We start from the raw sequence: 16275 nt of genomic DNA on the forward strand, positions 1-16275 counted from the left end.
TCATCTGCGATCTGTTGGGCTTTTTTGTATCGCCTCATCGAAACTAGACAACTCAATACAGAATAAATGAGCGATAACCTCCAGTTGTTGTGAACTTTAGTAATAGCTCAATGTCGTATTCGCGTGAATTAGTGTTTATGCGTCGTTTATCGTGTGTCTACCATTTACCGCGTTTCTGTAGTCTCTCTCGTTTATACAGTTTCTCTAATTTATATAGTTGCTCTAGTTTATACATAGTTTCACTTTAACAATCTTATGACTTGTGGCACGAAGAGAACTTATCTAAGCTAGCCACAATTCAATAAGCTCGCTTTAGCTATTAACTATTAACTATTAACTATTAACTATTAACTGATTAGATTACTGACTGATTTGCTGAACACACCACTGCTTTTCTTATCCACACAGAATCGCCAACAAAAGCACTCGCTTTGGGCGCTATTCCTTACCGGACTGGTTATCGTAACTTGTCTGGCGAGTACTCTGGCCGTAAAGAAAGTCTCGTTATCTGCATCCGATAATGGTCAATCAATTCTAGTTAACGCACAACCTCACACAGAAACCAGCAAGCCACATACTGTCATCGCATCATTAGATAAAATGTCTGAGCTTTATGCCAGCGTTTTTGGTTCACAAGCATCTAAAGCCCTGACAACACCAAATTCAAGTTCATGCAGCCTGAGTTCGACAATGCTGACCTTTGCCGCCCCGAAAACCGGCTGGTTGATCCCATTCGTACTTATTATTGCTGTTGCATTTAACTTGCCTCCTCACATCTCGAGATTATCTAGAGACAATCATCGTTCTACTCGACCTACAAAACGCCGCTTACACCTAAAGCACTGTATATTTAGAGAGTAAATAACCGGGCTATTCCACCCTTTTATTTATTTTTTGGAGATACATTTGTGTACAAAACACTACTAACTCAGTTTGTCGATTCATTGGCATTCTCTATGCGCACAGGCGCGAAAACCTTAGTCACAGCCCTATTGGTAATGGCATCATTTAACGCCTTGGCACAAACTACGGGCTGGCTGAGCGTGCCTGAGCATCCGCCTGTAAAATTGCGAATGATATCGACAGGTGAACAGTCAGATAACGGTGGTACCGTTCAAACTGTATTGGACGTTACACTCGACGGCGACTGGAAAACCTATTGGCGCAGCCCAGGCGAAGGTGGCATTCCACCAAGCTGGGATTGGTCTGATTCGACCAATATAAAGTCTGTAAATTGGCATTGGCCGATCCCTAAATACTACGAACAGCTTGAAGTAATGACGCTAGGTTACAAAAAGCACGTTAGCTTTCCTGTCACCCTAACGTTGAAAGATAACACTCAGCCAGCGGTATTCAGAGCCTCCCTCTCCTTTCCGTCGTGCACCAATATCTGTGTGTTAACCGATTACGACATCAAATTGCCGATTGATCCGCAAACATTAGAGCTCGATGAAGAAGCGATGTTCTTGTTCAATCAAGGCATGAGCCAATCTCCACGAGAAGCTCACCGTACTTCTGTGAACGGTCTGTTCTGGGATAAGAGCAAGCAACAACTGGTGACTCAGCTAACAAGTAAAGAAGGCTGGGATAAACCGATGGTGTTGATTGACGGGCAAGAAGTGGTTGATGACTTCTTTGCTCAACCAACCGTCCATATCACCGGCAATACGATGACCGCGGTATTCGATGTGAGTAACTGGATCGGCGAAGTCGACTTAACGGATCGCACAGTTAGTGTCACAGTTTCAGACACTAATTTTGCCGAAGAGATGACGGCTCAAGTCGGCTCAGAACCTATTGCTTATCAAGCAAGTAACAGCGGTTTTCTTGCAATGATCGGCTTTGCTTTGATTGGCGGTTTGATCCTCAATATTATGCCATGTGTGTTGCCTGTATTAGGAATGAAGTTAAATAGCATCATTCAAAATCAAGGTGCATCCAATCGACATATCCGACTCTCATTCCTAGCGTCTGCTGCAGGTGTTATCACTTCGTTTGCGCTGTTAGCCCTTGGCATGACCGTTCTAAAAATGGGTGGCAATGCGATTGGTTGGGGAATCCAGTTCCAAAATGTTTGGTTCATCGGATTCATGCTGATCATCACTTTGCTGTTCTCGATTAACCTACTCGGTCTATTCGAATTCAGACTACCATCAGGTTTAAACACTTGGATGACAACCAAAGGCGATGACTCCCATTCTGGTCACTTCATCCAAGGTATGTTTGCGACCTTGTTAGCAACGCCGTGTAGTGCTCCGTTCTTAGGAACTGCAGTCGCTTATGCACTTGGGGCAAGTTACCAAGAGTTGTGGGCTATCTTTATCGCACTCGGCATTGGTATGAGCGCACCTTGGTTGATCTTCGCGTTATTCCCAAGCCTAACTAAATTACTGCCAAAACCGGGCGCGTGGATGTTCAAAGTTAAGTTGGTATTCGGCTTAATGATGTTCATCACCAGTCTGTGGTTAACAAGCCTACTGAGCCCATTCATTGGTAAATTCGCGACGATCCTGTTGTCACTGTTTATTGTGATATCAGTCTTGATTTGGATTGGCCGTAAGTTAGGTCGCAAGGTGCTTATTCCTATCGTCGCAACCACAACCTTAGTGTTTGGTGCTGCATTGATCGTCGGTAGTGTCACCGCTGATAACTGGGCGACACCGATTGTTGACGATCTCGATTGGCAAAAGCTGGATGCGGAACAAATTCCTCAATTGGTTGAGCAAGGCAAAACGGTATTTGTTGATGTGACCGCCGATTGGTGTATTACCTGTAAGGCCAACAAGATTGGCGTCATTCTCCAAGACCCTGTCTACAGCCACCTACAGAAAGAAGATATTGTTTTAATGAAAGGCGATTGGACAACACCAAGTGAAAGTGTCACTCAATACCTACAAAGTAATGGTCGATTTGGTGTGCCATTTAATATCGTCTACGGCCCAAGCTATAAAAGCGGTATTCCACTGCCTGTCATTCTAGACAGTGACATTGTCGTTCAAGCCATCGACGCTGCGAGATAATTGATGAAGACTCCCAACAATGAAGAGAAATCTAGCACGACTGAAGACAGCGCTGTAAAGGGTGAAACCAAAAAGCCAAGTCGTCTTAAGAAGTGGGGAAAGGAACTCGTTTCAATGATACTGATCGTTGGCGTAGTTTCATTTGCGATGGACTTTTATCACAGCAGAAGCATGCCTCAAGGAAACGCGATTCCAATCGTGGGTCAGTCGATCCAAGGTGAAGATATTGATGCTATCGAGCTAAGCAAAAATGGTAAGCCAGTCATTGTCTATTTTTGGGCAACTTGGTGTGGCGCCTGCAAATTTGTGAGCCCAACCGTCAATAGCTTCAACGACTCCCATCAAGTAGTTTCGGTCGCTCTGTCATCAGGCCCAGACGAACGTGTTCAGCGCTACTTAGAGGCGAAAGAGTATGACTTCCCTGTGATCAATGATCTCTCTGGGTCGATCAGCAAAAGTTGGGGCATTGATGTCACTCCAAGTATTGTCATCATCAAAGATGGAAAGATCAGCAATATCGCAACAGGCGTTACTTCCCCGATAGGGCTTTGGTTAAGAACCTACTTTGCATAACTCGATTTAGCTCATTTAACGAACAAGATTACCGTGAGTGCGATCCAATGCGCGTTCACGATAATTAAGAACTCGAGAATGAAATAGAAGAGATTAAGACCCGAAATTGAACTCAATGAAAGCCTATTCGCACCAATTTGCAGTAGGCTTTTCCATTATTTTGCGTTATTTGAGACATCGTCTATTAACTTTCAGCCTTTATTAAAAGGTGCATCGCATCTAGAAAACCACCAAAGCTAAAAAGCGTACATTCTTTTATCCGTTGATAACTCAAAACAGTACTCCGCATGCTCTTTAAGGCACTCAAACACTTCTCGATCCAACTTATAATTATCAACTTGGTCCGTTAAAATCGCTAGAGTTTCTTCCAATGTCATACCCTTACGATAGGGGCGAGACTGGGTTAACGCCTGAAACACATCCACCACAGCAACAATTCGACTAGGTTGGTCTAAGTCTTCAGCCGTTTTACCCATAGGATACCCAGAACCATCTAACCTTTCATGGTGATCGGAAGCCCACTGACATACCTGAGACGACTTAAACAACTCCTGCAGCGCGAATCGCGTATCCGTCGCATGACGTTTAATACAACAGTACTCTTCTTCAGTGAGCAAATCTGGTTTATGAAGAATGTCTCCAGGGGTTTGCAGTTTACCAATATCGTGAACCAGCCCAGCTATATAGAGCTTTCGCTGCGTTGTGTGTGAATAACCAAGTTGTTTAGCTAGATATTCAGAAATTTGCCCGACCTTCAACGAGTGCTTGAAAGTAAACGAACTTTTGGTATCAACGACATTAGCGATAAATTCAGCAAAGGCAACAGTCTCGTCCAGCGACATTTGTTGAGAAAAAAACGGCACAGCCTCGAAGTTATCTCTCATATTCTCGATGTAAGGGATCTCCATCGAGAACCAAAAGTCATCCAGGTCGACCAACTCACACATGTGCTGCACAAGGTTAGTTTCGAACATCTCACCCGCTTGCTCAGTCAAACGCTCAATAATGTTCGCTTTACCATCTGGAGTTAAGTTTCCATAACGATCAGAAGCGGTTATGCCGTATAGATAGTCGACTCTGTCAGCAAGCATTATGATTGCGGCTAGATCCTTCTCTAATTCACTAATATGCACACTCTTTAGATCTAACCAAGAAGTATGATGATAAAGCACGGGTTTAGCGAATATAGAAAGAACAGGGCACTCCTTTAAAATTTGGTAGCCCTTTTGACAATGGTAATAAGTTGCGTCGGGGAAAAATCCCGAATTTAGTCGACGTTGCTCATCAATTTGCGACACTCCACAGTCGTGAATGAGTCCTAACGAAAATGCGAGTTGCGCTTGTTCCTCTTCCCATCCCACGCTCAAAGCACACCGATATGCGATGTAACCGACCCTCTGCCCATGATTTTTGCTTTCAAAACCGACGTTATCAAGCGCCTTTGCAATACCAAATAGAGCCTTTCTTAGGTCTACTGTTACCTCTTGGCAATGTTGATTCATTAATTAAGCCTAGAATTATATAGTTTTTATATATTTTGGCTGCTAATACTAATGCATGACTAACGATCATACCCGCAATTATTATAAGGTTTAATATATTTCGTGATAGATCTAACGTATCACGAAAAATCCGTGCCACAAGTGGTTGCATATTAAAATTTGTGCGACATTATAACCTGCCGACCAAAAAGACACTTAAATCATCAGCCAAAAGAAAAGGGAAAACATGTTTAAAACAGTTATCGATGAAGAGTTATCCATCGCTCTGGTTGAAGAGAACTTCGCTTCTCATTACGCGGAAATTTCACAAAGTCAGAATGAGTATCTAAGCCAATGGCTAGCTTGGCCGCCACATTGTCAAACTGAGCAGGACTTTAGGATCTTCATCCAGCGATCGCTACATGATTACGCGGAAGGCAAAAGCATGACCTGTGCGATAGTGTATAAAGGCAACATCGTCGGAAACTGTAGCTTTAACACCATTGACCACAGCAAGCAGAAGGTCACGATCGGCTATTGGTTGTCTGAGACTTACCAAGGTAAAGGGATCGTTACACGCGTAGTTGAGAAGCTCATTGATATTGCTTTCAATGAGTTAGACATGGAAAAGGTGGAGATATCAGCTGCAACTGGCAATCAGAGCAGTCGAAAGGTTTGTGAGCGCTTACATTTCACATTAGAAGGTATCATTACTCGCAATGAGAACTTGAATGGTCGTATCGTAGACCATGCTATTTATGGCCTGCATCGTTTAAGCGGCAATAACGCTTAGGCCTGAGTTTTTACTTAGTAAGTTTTGCTCATCGGCAAGTGAATATGATAATAAGCCACGGCATTCAACCGTGGCTTTCATTTTTCATGAGCTTAGCAAGCCCTTTATAGAACCAATTTACGCGGTCTTTGGAATCAAGATACAGAACTTAGCACCACCTTGTTTACTATCGCAAATCCTAATATCCCAAGATAATTTTTTAGCGGCTGAAAGAGCAATCGCTAGCCCTAATCCTAAACCACCCGTTTTCGATGCTCTGCTAGAATCTAAGCGAGAAAACGGAAGAAATACTTCGTCACGCCTATCCTCTGGTATTCCGGGACCATTATCTTCAACAAGAACCAGCCAGTTTTCTGAGTTGTCGTCCAAAGTAACCCACACTTGGTCTTGTGTGTAATTTCCTGCGTTCTTAATCACGTTATCAAAAACCAAACGTGCCATCGAACAATCACACTTAATCTTGCACTCTAGCTGAACTTTGGACTCAAAAGTAACATTGTCTAGCTTAGAGTAACGAATCCTATCTAAACAATACTCACGAAGGTCCGCTTTCACTTTAACAAGCTCGAAGAAAGAGTTGTCCATAACATTCAATTTCGACAGCATGATAATTTCAGACGTGAGATCGTTGATATCCTCAATGTAGGTATCAATATCATCGAAAAAGACCTGTTGATGCTCTTTAGCTTCTCTTCTTAAGAGATCGGTCGCTAATTGAATGCGACTTAGCGGCGTGCGTACTTCATGAGGAATCGCTTGAGCAAATATATGACTTTGTTTTACTTTGCTCTCAATTTCCTCGGCCATGAAATTGAAACTTTTGGCTAACTCAGACACTGGGTGTATCTCATCTACCCCAGAGCGAGTACTCAGCTTCCCTCTACCAAACTGCTTCTGTTTCTCAACTAATAACTCTATTCTTTCTTGAAAACGCCTCACAGGTAAGTAAACACTTGCACCAATAGCGAAAATAACGGCCAATAAAAGCCCGATAAAAAAGTTCCTTTCTGAATCTTCATACCATTCAATTTCTGGTGAGAAGAAATTGCCTACCTCACTAAACACAAAGCTAAACTTAGAATTTGGAAGCTGAAATACTGCCGAATAGAGATTGTTTCCAGTTAGATATATCGGTACACCGTTTAAGGTGGTAAACAACTCGCATTTTTGACAAGGAGCTTCTCCCGACCAATTCTCCAACAGGCGTAAATTGAATATATAAAATTGTTGGTAGCCTGTTCTATCGAGTTCTTTATAGAGCGAATTTTCTCGATTATGTTGACGCACATACTGCTCAGAAAAGTAGACACCATCATTAAGGAAGGTTTCGATTTCTGTTCGTCGCATGTGCCCTTCACCAAGGTTCCAAAACAAAAACATCGTTGCCGACATTCCAGTCACAATCCCAAAGTACAGACGAGTAAACATAGAAACAGATTTAAGTTTCACAACAATAGACTTATACAACCAGCATATACCCCTTATTGCGAACCGTACGGATCAATTGTTTGTCTTGCGCGTGTATACGCAGCTTTCGGCGTAACCCTGAAACGCGCATATCTATAGAGCGGTCGTTGAATGCGTAATCAATGCCTCTAAATAGCTGGCAACATTGATCTCGAGTAACAACTTGACAGATGTTACTCACAAGAAGATTTAAGATTTCAAATTCAGCAGAAGTAAGCTTAAGGTTCTGTCCATATAACGTAGCACTTTGAGTTGTACTGTTGATCACAATTTCACCTTGCTTTTCAACAGTCGTGTCAGGTTCAGCAGTAACAGGGGCTGCTCGACGCAACAGTGCTTCAATTCGCGCCAATAAAGCGTGACCACGAATGGGCTTTGCAACGTAATCATCCGCACCAAACTTAAACAGACTGACTTCACTCATTTCATCGGCAGAGGCCGTCAATACTAAGATAATTCCATTGTAAAATTCACGAGCCTGTCGGCAAATCTGTGCACCGCTCAACCCCGGAAGCATCAAGTCCAACAGAACGAGATCGGGTTCAATATTGCGGATCGCTTCAATTGCCAAATCTCCCTCATGAACAACGCTAACGTTGTAACCTTCAGCTTCGAGGTAAAGCGTAGTTAAACGCGCTATCGCCTGGTCATCTTCGACAATCAGTACTTTGGTTTTCGACATTTCTATCACCAGCATTTATTAAAAGCGAGGGCAGTATATATACTGTTCATATATCATCAATATTGTTATTAAAGTCACCCACTTACCGTACGCAAAACATATTAATCGTTTTTGTACATACACGTTTACAAAAACCGTCGTTTGACAACCAAAACGTTCATGTTGTGATTAATTAGCAGTTAAAGCTGGGTCACTTTAGGCGTTTAAACGCTTACATTTGCTTTACTTTCTTACGCACACTTACATTTAAATAATTTACAAATTCCAATCAAATCAACTCACCACTCATTAATAACACAACAGTCAGTAAAACTGCAAATCAATAGAATGGAAGTTTTTTTAACCATAATGATGATTTGAAAATTCAACGAAATCGTTCACCTCACCCTACCGCCAGTATTTCTCATCCTTAGGCATGGGGTAACCCCTATGAAGATAAATCTTCTTCAAGTAACATTTATTCCACTATTGAACCGATTCGACAATAACCAATAACCAATAACCAATAACCAATAGTCACTTTCTGATTAAACAATAGTCACTTTTTACTCAAGGCCATTTTAAGATGAATAAAACGCTTTTGATGCTACTAACCACAACTGCTTTATTTTCTGAGCAAGTAAACGCTGAACTCAATAAAAATGAAGTGGTGAATCAAATTCAAGCGCAAGTAAGTTCTTGGATAAATATTCAGGTCACGCCGCAAAGTAGCATTATTCAAAAAATGGTTTTCAACTGTAAATTCTATAGCGCAATCCCTAGCATTAAGTCACCAGATGGCAACGAGATTAGCTCCGGTTCATATCGCTTTTATTCACACAATGGTGTACTTGGTGCGATGACGGAACCTTTTACAACTCAGCCCCTTCCAGAGTTAACGATGTGCCTTAAAGAAGAATTCAAGGTGACGAATCAAGATCAAGCTCAGTTGTTATTTGAAGCGATTGAAACAGTATACCCAGACAATTCGATGTTCGATGAGAGGTTTCCGAAAGAAATCATCAAGAATTCATATGGTTGGCACTTCATCAACGGTGAGATTTTTGGTGACAAGAAAGGTTATGTCGTCGAAAGCACCTCTGAAGGAAAAGTGACCAAAATCATCCGTTCACTCAACCTTTAAACGCTGTTTTAAGCACTTTATTTTTCTTTAACACAACTTCCTCGTTGCAGTTAAAAGTTCGTGTTCAATTTGCTAAACGATCTACCGAAGCATAAGCCCGGTATCGGTAAATCAACCAAAGTATGAGTCTCTCGAGTTCAATATGATGACCAGTTACCAACCTTTCGAATATCTAAAATGTCCTATCTGGATATATGACATTGATAAAAAAAGAATAACTTGGGCAAACAGCAGTGCTCTCCCCCTTTGGGAATCAGAGTCTCTATTTGAGCTGACTTCTCGTGATTTTAGTCTTGAGATGTCAAAGGCAATCGAAGCTACGCTTGAAGAATATCAAAGACAATTTCAACGAAATCAAAGTGTAAAGACCTGGTGGAACTTCACCCCAAAACACGTAGCTAAACTAGCCTTATGTTTGTTTTCTGGGATCCCATTACCCGATGGCCGAACAGGGATGTTGGCGCAAGTCATCGCTGAAGAAGAGAGTTTAAAGCACGATCTCACTAACTCCGATGGTTCGAACCTCTCTCTTTTATTTAATAAATCAGGAGACGTAGTGAGTGCTAACTCTACCTTTTCTCAAAACTATGGTTCACCGTTTAATAACCTAGCCGATTTTGTTTCAAGCCAAGAAATAGCGGATCAGTGGCTATTTTCGGCTAGCAAAGGTAGAGAAATCTTAGAGGAAGTTAGCTGTAAAATTGAGAGTCAAACCCACCATTTCGATGTCCATGGAAAATGGTTATTTGACAAGAGTGAGTTACTTCTAAATCTGACTTGTACAACCGAACAAAAAGAGAGGTTAATAAAAGCCAGATTCAACGCCGAACACGATTGTTTAACTGAGCTTTATAACCGCCGAGGGATCACTAAGAAATTGGAAAGCAGTATTTCTGAACGCTCTCCTTTTGAGTTAATGTTTGTTGATCTTGATGACTTCAAATTGATTAACGATAGATATGGACACAGTGTCGGTGATCAACTGCTCAAGCAAGTAGGTGAACGTCTTAAACAACTCCTCGACGAAACATGTACAGTCGGCCGATTTGGTGGTGATGAATTCATTGTAATAGCTCACGTTAATCGAAATCAAAATATCCCGTTACTCTGTTCTCGTATCATTGATTCCTTAAACAAAAGCTTCTCTGTAAAAGGGATTGGCGCACTGTCTATCGGTTGCAGTATCGGTACAGCACATTTCCCCAATAATGCCTCGGATAAAGAATCATTATTAAAGCGAGCTGGAATCGCAATGCATATTGCTAAAGCAAATGGTAGAAATCGCTTCCAAACTTTTACTCCATGCCTCGCACAAACACTCCACCGCAAAGTTGATATTCGCCACAGGTTGGCTCAAGCACTAGAAAATGATGACCTGAATCTACATTACCAGCCAATAATAGACACCAGCACCAACAAGGTAAAAGGGTTTGAAGCCTTGCTGAGATGGTCGGATAAAGACCTAGGTGAGATTAAGCCCGATGAGTTTATTGTCCTAGCAGAAGAAACCGGACAAATTATACCGCTAGGAAAATGGGTTCTGAATTCTGCACTTAAACAGTTATCGTTATGGCACCGAGAATTTGATGGTGAACTGATGATGAGTATCAATATCTCGTGTATTCAGATGCACAATACCTTTGCAGAACAGCTATTCGCAATGCTCAATTTCTACAATATACAGCCTAAAAGTATCGCCCTCGAAATCACCGAATCATCAATGATTTTCAAACACGGTGAAGTCAGAAAAGCGTTGGATGATATTTCGGCGCTAGGTGTTGATCTACACCTCGACGACTTTGGCACTGGCTACTCGTCTCTCTCTATGTTGCATGATTTACCAATTAGTACCGTTAAGCTTGACCGAAGCTTCGTCCATGGCACGTATAAAGGGAGCAAAGCGATTGTCCAAGCCACCTATGCTATCTGTGACAAATTAGGGCTAAAACTGGTTGCAGAAGGTGTCGAGACCGAAACGCAAAAAGATTTTTTAACCAGTTGCGGATATCAATATTTACAAGGATTCTTGTTCAGCAAACCTATCCCACCAAACGAAGTCGAAAGCCGTTTTTTATCTAGTAGGGAACCTGAATCATAAAGGTTTACTTATCAAACATGACGATGATTTATGAAGGTGCAGAAACGCGCAGGCAAATACGTCTTGTGTCCGTTAAGCTACGACTTGATAGCCCACAAGGACGTAGGCTTCAAGTCCCCTCCCCGCCAAACATGCTTTATCCAAATATAAATATATCCAATCCATTTTCATAAAACCCTTGCCAATTCGAATAAAAAGGTTAGTGTTATACACATATATATCACCATGCAGTTTTAATTATGACCGAATGGAAAGACGACCAACCGATCTTTAGGCAGCTTGCCGCAAAGATCAGTGACCAAATTCTTCAAGGTGTTTGGTTAGAGCAACAAGCATTACCCTCTGTGCGTGCGGTTGCTGCCGATCTCAAGATCAACCACCTTACTGTCATGAAAAGCTATCAGTTACTGGTGGATGAAGACTTGGTAGAGAAAAAACGCGGCCAAGGCATGTATGTGGCCGAAGGGGCACTTCAAAAATTGAAAGAGTCTGCACACCAATCATTCATCAACACACAGATCCCAGCCATCGCTGAGACGCTAGGCATCATTGATATGAGTGTCGAAGAACTCGTGAAACAGCTAGCACAACATATAAAGGACAAGTCATGAGTACTTTACTTTCCGTGAAAAACGTAACCAAAACCTATTCAAATCAAGTGGGTGTCGAGAACATCAGCTTTGAGTTAAAGCCAGGGCAAGTACTTGGTCTGCTTGGCCACAATGGCGCGGGTAAATCGACTCTGATCAAATCACTGCTTGGCGGGCACAACTATCAAGGTGAGATTGAAGTAAATGGCTACCACCCTATTCACCAGCATGCAGAACTCATGCTGCACTTGTCGTACATCTCCGACGTTAACGTATTACCCGAGTGGATGACGGTTAAACAACTGCTTCGATACACACAAGGCGTGCACCCTAGCTTCAACAAGCAGAAAGCAGAGCAAACATTAAGCAGCACCAACATCAAACTCTCTTCAACGATCAAACAGCTTTCTAAAGGAATGAAGGTCCAACTTCACCTTGCGATCATCATCGCGACTGACACTCAAGTGTTGATCTTAGATGAGCCTACACTGGGCTTAGATTTGCTGTACCGCGATACTTTTTATCGCCATCTACTAGAGTGGTTCCACGACGGTGAACGCGCGATGATCATCGCTAGCCATGAGGTTTCAGAGATTGAACACCTATTAACGGACGTCTTGATTCTGAAACAAGGCCACTGTGTGTTGCAAAAGAGTATGGAAGACATCGAGAGCGACTATTTCATTATCGAAGTCGCAAATAACCATTCAAGCGAGATTCAGAAACTCAACCCACTAACCTCACAGCCTGGGCTAGGAACGACTAAATGGTTACTGGAAGGCCAATACAAAGCGCAAGTTGAATCACTGGGTAACATCTACAACGTGGGTCTCGCAGACCTATTCCTTGCAACACAGACGGAGAAGGCATAATGCATCCAAGTTTTTACATGCTAGAAAAAGAACTGATCGAGCACAAAATTAACACTCGATTGCCTCTGTTTGTCGCGTTATGTGGTTTCTTACTGTTCGTTAGTCTGTTTTTCAATGGCGCAGCGCAACATGAGTTTTTCTTTGAAATGCAAGTGAATGGTGACGTGAGCGATATCCATAGAGAGTTCGCACAAGACCTCAACTCCGTGATCTACTTTGGCGCGGGCCTTATTTCACTGATCCTGTCGACGCTATATATCCCTAAAACGCTGCGTAAAGAACGCCAAGAAGGCAGTTCAATGTTTTGGAGAAGTATGCCGGTATCCAATGCAATGACTCACGGCGTAAAGCTAGGCTTCGGTTTAGTGGCTATTCCGGCAATCTGTGCGTTGCTCGTGCTATTCGCCGATTTCCTATTCTGGATATTGAACGTCTCAAGCGAACAACAACTGGCGCTATTGGTTGAGCAGCAATCTCTGTTTTATGTGCTGAGCAACTGGGTCGTGTTTTTTGGACGAATGATGTTAGTTGCACTGGTTTTATTGCCACTGGCAACTGTCACTCTAGCGATTTCGCAGCTGGTGAACTCTCCATTGCTTGTCATTTTCATCTCAAGCTATGCGATTAAGTTCCTCTCTGTCGCCGTGTTTGGGTTCTATGGCATCAATGACTTCCTATCTCTCATCGCGTCATTACCAATGAATGTGCTCATAGCAAGCAACCCATTAAGTGCGATTGCAGAAGCGCCGATTTTATCTCTAGGTATTTACGCACTGATCGGTGTTGGTGGCTATCTGCTGAGCCTTAAATTGAATAGAACGGACGATGTAAGCTTGAAGACGTTGTTCCAACGATAGAGTCATCTATCCTGATCGGATAACATCAGATATCAAAATCTAAAATCAAAGCTTCTGAGAAATCGGGAGCTTTTTTATTGGCTGCTGTTTTACTGTTAGGTGCTTTGAATTCTAACAACGGCTTTCGTGATAGAGGCAAAGATACGGATTGGTGGTTGGTTTTGGTTTTGCTTCAGAGAGCTGAGTACTGAGTGAGGTAAGGATAATCTAGGAGGTACTAATGAGCTGACATTGAATTGCATTATTGTTAATGCCTGCCAGCTCTTTGGGGGATGATTTCTTTAGTCGCCGACCAGATGAAGGCCCTTGAGGTCCCTGTAAATAATTTTGTACTAATGAAATCGATTTGTTGCGTTTTACATTTGATTAAGCTTTTCAGCTTTTTTATTTGAAAGCTTTACGATTTAAAGCTTATTTCTTTGAAGCTTCTTTCGCCGTGTCTTTCCAGTATTGGATGCGAACGCGATGAAGCTGTGCTCTTCTCATTTTTTTCATAAGGGATATTTCCTTTTCTTTAACTGCTCTTCATGAGCTATTTTTATTGCCAACCATTCGAATCTAATGGTGTTTGATGGCTAGTTCAATGATACAAGTCACAAAATTTATAGAGTTTCGAGTACCATTTACATCAAAGTATGACCTAGTTATCAACTATGACTCTGTTCAATCCTATGAGCCGCTGTTCGAAATTAAGGTTAGTTCTCTAAGATGACAAATTCATTTCAGTATCAATACAGTTCAATGATACTAATTTAATAGACCGGACCAACGCTGATTTAGTTCCAGCATCTTATCTTTTATTACTCACCCCATCCATAAAGTTACAGCGTAACCAGCCCTATATTCAATGTGAACAATTAATCGCCACATTAGCCTATACGTCACAACATCAAAATGGGATTATGTTTGTAACGGGTAGAGCTTTTTATAGAAGAAAGCCGTAGTGGACAAAATTAAATAGACGTAATTAAATGGACGTAATCATGAGTAAATTCATTCTGCAAGGGCATATTCTAGTGCCAGACAACGACCTCGAAGCAGTAACCCAAGCGCTGGTTGTACACAAAGAACTGACACTGGAAGAGCCTGGCTGTATTGTATTTCGAGTCAGCCAAAGTTCACTTCAGCCTAATCGATTTGAAATTTATGAAGAGTTTACGAATCGAGAAGCATTTGAAGCGCACCAACAGCGAGTCAAAGCTTCTGAGTGGGGTGACATTTCGAAGAACGCAACACGTCACTATCAAATCACCGATGTTCCGACATCATAATGATTGACCCGCTAGCCAACCGTATCATCACATTGATCAAACAAGATCCCTTACGAATGCAGGTTTTAGACTGTGTCTCTCAGTTGGATTTACCGCAGTGTTATGTCGCTGCGGGCTTTGTGAGAAACCTAGTTTGGGACGACCTACATGGTTATGCCTCCCCGACTCCACTCAATGATATTGATGTGATCTACTTTGATCCTATTGATACCTTCTACGAATCGGGTCTTAGATACGAGGCTCTACTTCAACAACGGTTGCCTGAATTAAATTGGCAAGTTCGCAATCAAGCCAACATGCATACTCGAAACGAGGATGAGCCCTATCAAAGCTCATTGGATGCGATGCGTTACTGGCCAGAGAAAGAAACCGCAGTCGCCGTAAAGCAAAGCCTCAATGGAGACATCGAATGTATTTCGTGTTTTGGTTTAGAGAGTTTGTTTGATTTGCATATCACACCGAATCCCAATCGCAGCAGAGACGTGTTTGATCAACGAGTTCAGTCTAAAAACTGGTTAACTCATTGGCCGAAGTTAACTATTGGTTGTTTGAGTCTCAAAGGGTCCTTTGTCGCTCGTACTAATTAGTCGCAAACTTTTTACATTAATATGTTTAATATAAACTATGGTTAAAATTAACTCACATCCATATAAGGTAGCTGTTATGTCGATTTTACGTGCGTTACTGATACTTATAAGCTTAGTTATCATTGGGTGTGCTGATACACATAAACTTCAGGTTACGGATGTAAACTCGACAGCTAAATTTGAAACAAGTGATTCAGTTTTAATCGGCCGCTCAAAAAATGGGGAATATGGGAAGCACTATTATTCAGGCTCAGGACTAATGGTGAGTAAAGCTCTTCAATCAGAGTTATTCACAAAACTAAACAACGTCGCAATCGCTAACCAAGCAGCTGATTACAATTTTGTCCTTGAATATGCGAAAAGCAATGAGTTCGACTACTTAATTTTTCCTACCATATTACACTGGGAAGATCGCGCGACTGAATGGTCAGCAAAGCCAGATAAAGTAAGCGTAAAAATTACAGTTGTTGATGTTAAAACAAAAGTAATTATTAAGTCTGGCATAATCGAAGGAAAAAGCGGGCTAGCTACCTTTGGCGGTGACCACCCACAAGATTTATTGTCAGAGCCGGTCAGCGAATTTATGGCGAGCCTATTAAATTAATTATCGTGGTGATTCAATAATTGAGTTCTATTGCGTAGACAGCATCAACTCTACCTTGTGACACCGTAGTTAGCATGGTTAACCTATGTCGAATCAAACTTTGCCTCTGTACTAAAACCATTGACTAAAAGCCCAATCAGATCGAACATGCCCCCACTTGCTTAGCTTAATAATTTATTAGCTTAGTAAGTTAGTAACTAACTCATCATCCGCGCCTGGCGACTAACTGCTGCGCGCTCTCGTCATACTGAGTAACG

Annotated in this window: 15 protein-coding genes; 12 read left to right on the forward strand and 3 right to left on the reverse strand. The window is 41.9% G+C overall.

Going from position 1 to position 16275, the window contains the following annotated elements; all coding sequences use genetic code 11:
* The first annotated feature begins 372 nt into the window (after positions 1–372).
* The 3 genes from K08M4_RS22040 (at position 373) to K08M4_RS20380 (ending at position 3593) form a co-directional block, all read left to right on the forward strand.
* Positions 373–861 carry a hypothetical protein gene (locus K08M4_RS22040; protein WP_157665766.1) on the forward strand — a complete coding sequence of 163 codons (489 nt, stop codon included), beginning with the start codon at positions 373–375 and terminating at the stop codon, positions 859–861.
* A gap of 95 nt (positions 862–956) precedes the next feature.
* Positions 957–3020, forward strand: a complete 2064-nt coding sequence (locus K08M4_RS20375) for a protein-disulfide reductase DsbD family protein (protein ID WP_086051523.1) — start codon at positions 957–959, stop codon at positions 3018–3020.
* 3 nt (positions 3021–3023) lie between these two features.
* Positions 3024–3593: a protein disulfide oxidoreductase gene (locus K08M4_RS20380; RefSeq protein ID WP_086051245.1), complete on the forward strand. Its 570-nt coding sequence runs from the start codon at positions 3024–3026 to the stop codon at positions 3591–3593.
* A gap of 236 nt (positions 3594–3829) precedes the next feature.
* On the opposite strand, the gene K08M4_RS20385 is transcribed toward K08M4_RS20380, so the two are convergent.
* Positions 3830–5095 (reverse strand): HD-GYP domain-containing protein, encoded by a 1266-nt coding sequence (locus K08M4_RS20385; protein WP_086051246.1) that lies wholly within the window; start codon positions 5093–5095, stop codon positions 3830–3832.
* A 226-nt stretch (positions 5096–5321) separates the two neighbouring features.
* Here K08M4_RS20385 and K08M4_RS20390 point away from each other — a divergent pair, with 226 nt between their 5' ends.
* Positions 5322–5867, forward strand: a complete 546-nt coding sequence (locus tag K08M4_RS20390; RefSeq protein ID WP_086051247.1) for a GNAT family N-acetyltransferase — start codon at positions 5322–5324, stop codon at positions 5865–5867.
* 117 nt (positions 5868–5984) lie between these two features.
* Here the strand turns inward: K08M4_RS20390 and K08M4_RS20395 are convergent, their stop codons facing one another.
* A complete protein-coding gene (locus K08M4_RS20395) occupies positions 5985–7295 on the reverse strand; it encodes a sensor histidine kinase (RefSeq protein WP_086051524.1) in 1311 nt (436 codons plus the stop codon).
* A 31-nt stretch (positions 7296–7326) separates the two neighbouring features.
* Entirely contained in the window at positions 7327–8016 is a 690-nt protein-coding gene (locus K08M4_RS20400) for a response regulator transcription factor (RefSeq protein WP_086051248.1), read from the reverse strand.
* A gap of 565 nt (positions 8017–8581) precedes the next feature.
* On the opposite strand from K08M4_RS20400, the gene K08M4_RS20405 reads away from it, so the two are divergent.
* From K08M4_RS20405 to K08M4_RS20440, 8 genes are all read left to right on the forward strand, one after another.
* Positions 8582–9139: a hypothetical protein gene (locus tag K08M4_RS20405; RefSeq protein ID WP_086051249.1), complete on the forward strand. Its 558-nt coding sequence runs from the start codon at positions 8582–8584 to the stop codon at positions 9137–9139.
* Positions 9140–9281: 142 nt separating this feature from the next.
* Positions 9282–11237 (forward strand): putative bifunctional diguanylate cyclase/phosphodiesterase, encoded by a 1956-nt coding sequence (locus K08M4_RS20410; protein WP_086051250.1) that lies wholly within the window; start codon positions 9282–9284, stop codon positions 11235–11237.
* Between the two features lie 239 nt (positions 11238–11476).
* A complete protein-coding gene (locus K08M4_RS20415; RefSeq protein WP_004729948.1) occupies positions 11477–11848 on the forward strand; it encodes a GntR family transcriptional regulator in 372 nt (123 codons plus the stop codon).
* Complete coding sequence (locus K08M4_RS20420) at positions 11845–12699, forward strand: ABC transporter ATP-binding protein (RefSeq protein WP_086051251.1); 855 nt, start codon at positions 11845–11847, stop codon at positions 12697–12699. The genes K08M4_RS20415 and K08M4_RS20420 overlap by 4 nt, the downstream gene beginning before the upstream one ends.
* Positions 12699–13556, forward strand: coding sequence for a hypothetical protein (locus tag K08M4_RS20425; RefSeq protein ID WP_086051252.1), 858 nt, complete (start codon positions 12699–12701; stop codon positions 13554–13556). The genes K08M4_RS20420 and K08M4_RS20425 overlap by 1 nt, the downstream gene beginning before the upstream one ends.
* A 983-nt stretch (positions 13557–14539) precedes the next feature.
* On the forward strand, positions 14540–14827 hold the full coding sequence (locus K08M4_RS20430; RefSeq protein WP_086051253.1) for a putative quinol monooxygenase: 288 nt from the start codon (positions 14540–14542) through the stop codon (positions 14825–14827).
* Entirely contained in the window at positions 14827–15414 is a 588-nt protein-coding gene (locus K08M4_RS20435; protein ID WP_086051254.1) for a nucleotidyltransferase family protein, read from the forward strand. Before K08M4_RS20430 ends, K08M4_RS20435 begins: the two co-directional genes overlap by 1 nt.
* A gap of 76 nt (positions 15415–15490) precedes the next feature.
* On the forward strand, positions 15491–16018 hold the full coding sequence (locus tag K08M4_RS20440) for a DUF4823 domain-containing protein (protein WP_009844743.1): 528 nt from the start codon (positions 15491–15493) through the stop codon (positions 16016–16018).
* Positions 16019–16275 lie beyond the last annotated feature (257 nt).

It is taken from the genome of Vibrio syngnathi (genome assembly GCF_002119525.1).
GTDB lineage: Bacteria > Pseudomonadota > Gammaproteobacteria > Enterobacterales > Vibrionaceae > Vibrio > Vibrio syngnathi.